This window comes from uncultured Gimesia sp. (genome assembly GCF_963972345.1).
Lineage (GTDB): Bacteria > Planctomycetota > Planctomycetia > Planctomycetales > Planctomycetaceae > Gimesia.
On record NZ_CAXAVM010000306.1, the window covers coordinates 1 to 5,031 of the forward strand.

3 protein-coding genes are annotated in these 5,031 nt (G+C 46.1%); 2 read left to right on the forward strand and 1 reads right to left on the reverse strand.

Going from position 1 to position 5,031, the window contains the following annotated elements; genetic code table 11:
- Positions 1-878 (reverse strand): hypothetical protein (locus tag AACZ40_RS28110; RefSeq protein WP_339676885.1); only part of this gene is annotated, 878 nt, incomplete at its 3' end.
- 161 nt (positions 879-1,039) lie between these two features.
- Here AACZ40_RS28110 and AACZ40_RS28115 point away from each other — a divergent pair.
- Positions 1,040-1,912, forward strand: coding sequence for an amidohydrolase family protein (locus AACZ40_RS28115; protein ID WP_291168442.1), 873 nt, complete (start codon positions 1,040-1,042; stop codon positions 1,910-1,912).
- A gap of 36 nt (positions 1,913-1,948) precedes the next feature.
- Positions 1,949-4,894, forward strand: coding sequence for an ATP-binding protein (locus tag AACZ40_RS28120; RefSeq protein ID WP_291168440.1), 2,946 nt, complete (start codon positions 1,949-1,951; stop codon positions 4,892-4,894).
- Positions 4,895-5,031 lie beyond the last annotated feature (137 nt).

Sequence of the window (5,031 nt, forward strand, 5' to 3'; positions counted from 1 at the left end):
GGTGAATGAAACTCCCGCTGTTCAATCAACGAGAGGACATCCGCAAGCACCGACAGCCCGTCACGAACTTCGTCGGTCTGGTTCAACAGTTCGCGAATGCGTGAGCCAATGCAGAATAACAGGCAGACCTGAATAATGATCGCAATGCAGATCGGAGCAATGCCCGAGTACGACAGCAGCCAGCTGATGACAGCCAGTGCGGCAAACACGCCGGTAACCATTGAGGCCCATTTCAGGCCGGCAGGAATCTGAATGAGGGGCTGTCGGACCCAGTCTGACAGATGAGTCTGTTCGATGTCGCCGTGTTGTTCTGCCTCCAGCAGTTCGAGTGTTTCGCGAAAATCGAGTTCGTTTCGCAGTTCCTCGACCGACTGTTGGCGGGCCCTGATTTCCTCGGCCTGTGCAGGCGATAATAACCAGCGGGCCAGTGTCTCTTCGCCCAGTTTCGTGCGTGCCGAGCAGATCAGTTGAAACAGGGAGCCCCGTCCCAGCAGATCCAGGTCGCCAGCGTACATGTGCTGCGGATCGTAATATTCCTCTCCCGCAGGTCGGACATCGATCCACCGGTGATTCAAACGGTCCAGCGCAGTGCGGTAATAGGTTTCCGCCTGTCGTGCCCGTTTCAGTCGACGGATACAGCGGGCATGTAAAATAATCAGGAATACGAATGCCAGGATCGGGGCGGCAATCCATTTCAGGCTGAGTGCCCCCCAGACCGTCGCTGCCAGCAGAACAGCGATCCCGGCAATAAATACCAGGCCTCTCAAGGTGGAATAGCGGTCGCTTAGTCTGACCAGTGCCTGTACCTTGCCCGATCGGTCTTCAAGCCGCCGTTCATACTCGATTCGGGGAGTCTGTTGGGTTGGGGAAGGTTGCATCGAACTGGTAAACTATCGAGAACTCTGACTGGTTAAAGCTCACTTCTAACCTATTGAGAGACGCAATACCAGCGTAAACAGAGGCGAATTCTGATTTGCAATAGGTCTGAAATCCGGGTAAAACAGGACTTCCATTCCCGTTCCCACAGGAGACCTCTCGCATGGATCCGATCCCCGTTATCGACACGCATCAGCACCTCTGGGATTTAGACCTGTTCCAGCTTCCCTGGCTCGATTTGCCCGGCATGGACGTCCTGCGAAACAGCTTCCGCATGGCCGATTACCGGGAAGCGACCCGCAATTGTCCTGTGGTGAAGTCGGTGTATATGGAAGTGAATGTACACCCAGGTTTACAGCGGCAGGAAGCACAATACGTGCTGGCATTATGTGAGGCGGACGATAATCCGATGTCTGGTGCCGTCATCGGTGGCTGTCCCGGCGAAAGCAGCTTCGCCGGCTATCTGAAAGAGTTTACCGGCAATCCGTTCATGAAGGGAGTCAGAACGATCCTGCACGATCCCGATCGTCCGCGGGGCATGTGTCTCACGCCGCAATTCAAAGAAAATATCCGGCTGCTGGGAGACCTGGGCTTGAGCTTTGATCTGTGTATGCGACCGGCCGAGATTCAGGACGCCGTCGAGCTGGTCGACGCCTGCCCGGAGACACGCTTCATCATCGATCATTGCGGCAACATGAGCGTGCAGCCCGATCAGCAACAGGACCGCCCGGACTGGGAAACGGGGATGCGGCGGATGGCTGAATCCGATCGCGTGTTCTGCAAGATATCGGGAATCATCGCGACCGCCACCAGGGGAGCCTGGCAGCCTGCAGACTTAAAACAGAACATCGACTTCTGCCTGGATACGTTCGGAGAAGACCGCGTCTTCTTCGGCGGCGACTGGCCCGTCTGCACGCTGACGGCAGACTTCGAAAGCTGGTATCAGGCACTCCTGTGGATTGTGCAGGATCGCGGAGAGACGTTTCAACGAAAACTGTTTCACGACAACGCGGCAGCGTTTTATCATTTAGCATGACAATCTTCGACTTTTTAAGCCCACGTGGAGAACACAATGAGCATTACTCTTAAGCTCCCCAAAGTCTTTAAGTCGAAGATCGAGGGACATGATGTTGAATCAAAGACACTTGCTGTATTAAGTACCGCTTCGCAGATTATCGGTGACCCGACTATAGGTCTGACATTCTTTCCAGAATTTACAGACCACGCTACACCACACTTTCAACGAGTTCTAAATAGTTCAGCATCAATCCTGAATAATGATGCATTAGATAAAATGACTCCTGAAGATGTGTACGTTCTAACTGCTGCCGTATTACTACATGATATCGCCATGCATCTGAATGAAGATGGTTTCATTCAGATTGTGAAAGGTGGATGGTGTACTTCTACAGAATGGCCAGCACTTTGGACAGAATTCGTAATGGATGCTGAAAAATGGAATGCTAAGAAGTTGGATGATGTGCTTGGTAATAAAGTCAACCCAGTATCAAATATTAGTCTACAGAGTGTTGTTCAGCAGCCTATTCCTCTCGATTCATCAGACACTTGGACAAAGCAACAACGAAAGCTAATTGGTGAATTCATTCGAAAACATCATGCACTGCTTGCACAAGAGTTTGCCCTATTTGGTTTTCCCGGTAAAGATAGACCGATTAGGCTAATACAAAATGGTTGTAAACATGATTATTTAGTTGGGTTCATCGCTCGTAGTCATCACCTCAGTTTAAGGGATACATTTTCGACACTTGAGGAGAAATACCATGGCAAAATTAGGTGCCTTGATACGCACCCCGTCTTACTGATGGCAGCTCTTAGAATAGCTGATTATCTTGACGTGGAAAGTGAGCGCGCACCTTCAATGTCACTCTCTCTTCGTTCAATCCATAACCCAATCTCGAAAAAAGAATGGTGTGCCCATCAAGCAATTGATGATTTGAGAATTGATGAAAAAGATTCTGAAGCACTATTTGTTTTAGCAAATCCCAAAGATCTCGGAACATATCTAAGGTTGCACGAACTATTTACTGACATTCAGAAAGAACTCGATTTGACATGGGCTGTCTTAGGAGAAATTTTTAGTTTACAGCCTGATTTGAAATCAGTAGGGCTTACAATACGTCGTCTGAAAAGTAATTTTGATAACGAATCTTCGCTGCGAAATTCTTTAATATTCATTCCAAAAAAGTTCCAATTCCATACAGCTGGTGCCAAGCTGATGAACAAATTGGTAGGGCCTTTATACGAAGATCAAATTGAAGTTGGAATACGTGAGCTAATCCAAAACTCTATAGATGCCACTCAAGAATTACATAAGCTAACTGATGAACCGCTACTTCCAATTCGAGCTGGTATAAAAGCCGATAGTAAGGAATTTATTTTTGAGATAGAAGATTTTGGTATCGGAATGAATGAAGACGTGCTCCAAAATTATTTTCTTTGTGCTGGTGCATCTTTCCGTGATTCCGAAACTTGGAAAAGGAACTTCGAGATCAAAAATACCCCAAATATTGCACGATCAGGTCGATTCGGTATTGGTGTTTTAGCAGGCTTCTTACTTGGAGAACGAATCACAGTAACAACCAGGCACTATCAAACTCCAGAAGATCAGGCGCTCACCTTTTCTGCGTCAATTGATGATGAGTTTATAGAATACAGAAAGATAAAGCGACAAAATGTAGGCACAAAAATAACAATTAGTATCTCTGAAGAAATCTACAAGAGACTAGCTCAGGACAATGGGTTAGAATGGGATTGGTATAGATGGAACTCTCCACAGATCGAGCGATATATCGACACAAACTCCTCGCTGGCCAAAGTGACTCCAGTGCCAATGCCAGGGGAAGAACTTCCCGATGACTGGCATCAAATCGAGAGTCAGGAGTTTGGACAAATATTTTGGACTCATGGAAAAGGTGCAGCAGTTGTATGTAATGGAATAACGATCGGTAGATGCGCATCATCAAGAGGATACAACCGAAATTTAACATGGGAAAATAGACCAAATAGAATTGATCTTTCGACACCTGTCTCGCGTCCCAATGTGGCGGTGGTTGATCGTAACGGCGTGTTTCCACTTTCACTGCAGCGATTTAATACAATCGAACATGCAATTCCATTTCGAGACGAATTATTAGCTGATGTAACTCGAGATTTCATTGCATTCTGTCTTGTATTTGCACCAGAACAATTGCCAGGAAGTCACAATCGGTTTTCAAAATATTCCTTTTTGAACTATCCAGGTGAATCGGAAGGACCTCTTATTTCGTTTAATCCATCCGGGCATTGGTTTTATTCCTCGTATGGCACTGGTGTGCAGCATGTGACGAGCTTACGCAATCTTGCTCCTTCAAAAGTAACACTTATTATTTCGCTCGATAAAAATCTGCCACTGCCGGAAATTTCTTTTCGACCAGATCACTTCTACTTTTTTGGGGCTACATCTTTAGATATTATACCTATGAAAACTATTCCAATGGTTCTTGCACATTCACTTGGATTCAATATTAAGAATCTCGGCCCCCACCCTCAATTCTTCACAAAGAGTGAAAATGCAAGCGTGTTCCTCAAGACTAATCTTGCTCAATACTGTTCTCAGTATATTGATGGGCAAATTGACCTAACAAGTGTGAATCTCCATTCTATTGGAGGTGCAGAAATTGATATCCTTCACAAATCTGAAGAAGCACCTCCGATGATTGAGAATCTGTCACCACAAGTGTGTGAAGGCGTCCGTCAAGGCAACTACATCGCCGCTGAAATCAGTAACCCAAGTGTAGAATATTCGGCAAATCCAATTTTTGATGAAATTTGGTCATCGTACATGGAAGACGAAATCATTCCATACAAACAATCAGATCGTTCAAATAAGTTCGTGAAGGCATTTAAAGAGCTTGATGAATACATAACAAAATGGAAATCGCTTCAATCACGCGGCATCCCATACATTAGTGAAGTATTCCGTACCAAGGGCCCAAATGGGGAAAATCTTCAAATGTGATTCTTCTAGATTAGGTCGAATGGCTATTCATTTACTGAGCCAGTGGTTTGCAAAGCTAATTCAACTCTTACTCGCAATGCACTGCTAAAAGTATATTCGACTTTAAGGTGGGCTTTTCAAGCTCCGACTGTGATTAG

Bases quoted from the DNA above. Each gene is read 5' to 3' on its own strand.
- AACZ40_RS28115 (WP_291168442.1), top strand. From the start codon at position 1,040: ATGGATCCGATCCCCGTTATCGACACGCATCAGCACCTCTGGGATTTA.
- AACZ40_RS28120 (WP_291168440.1), top strand. From the start codon at position 1,949: ATGAGCATTACTCTTAAGCTCCCCAAAGTCTTTAAGTCGAAGATCGAG.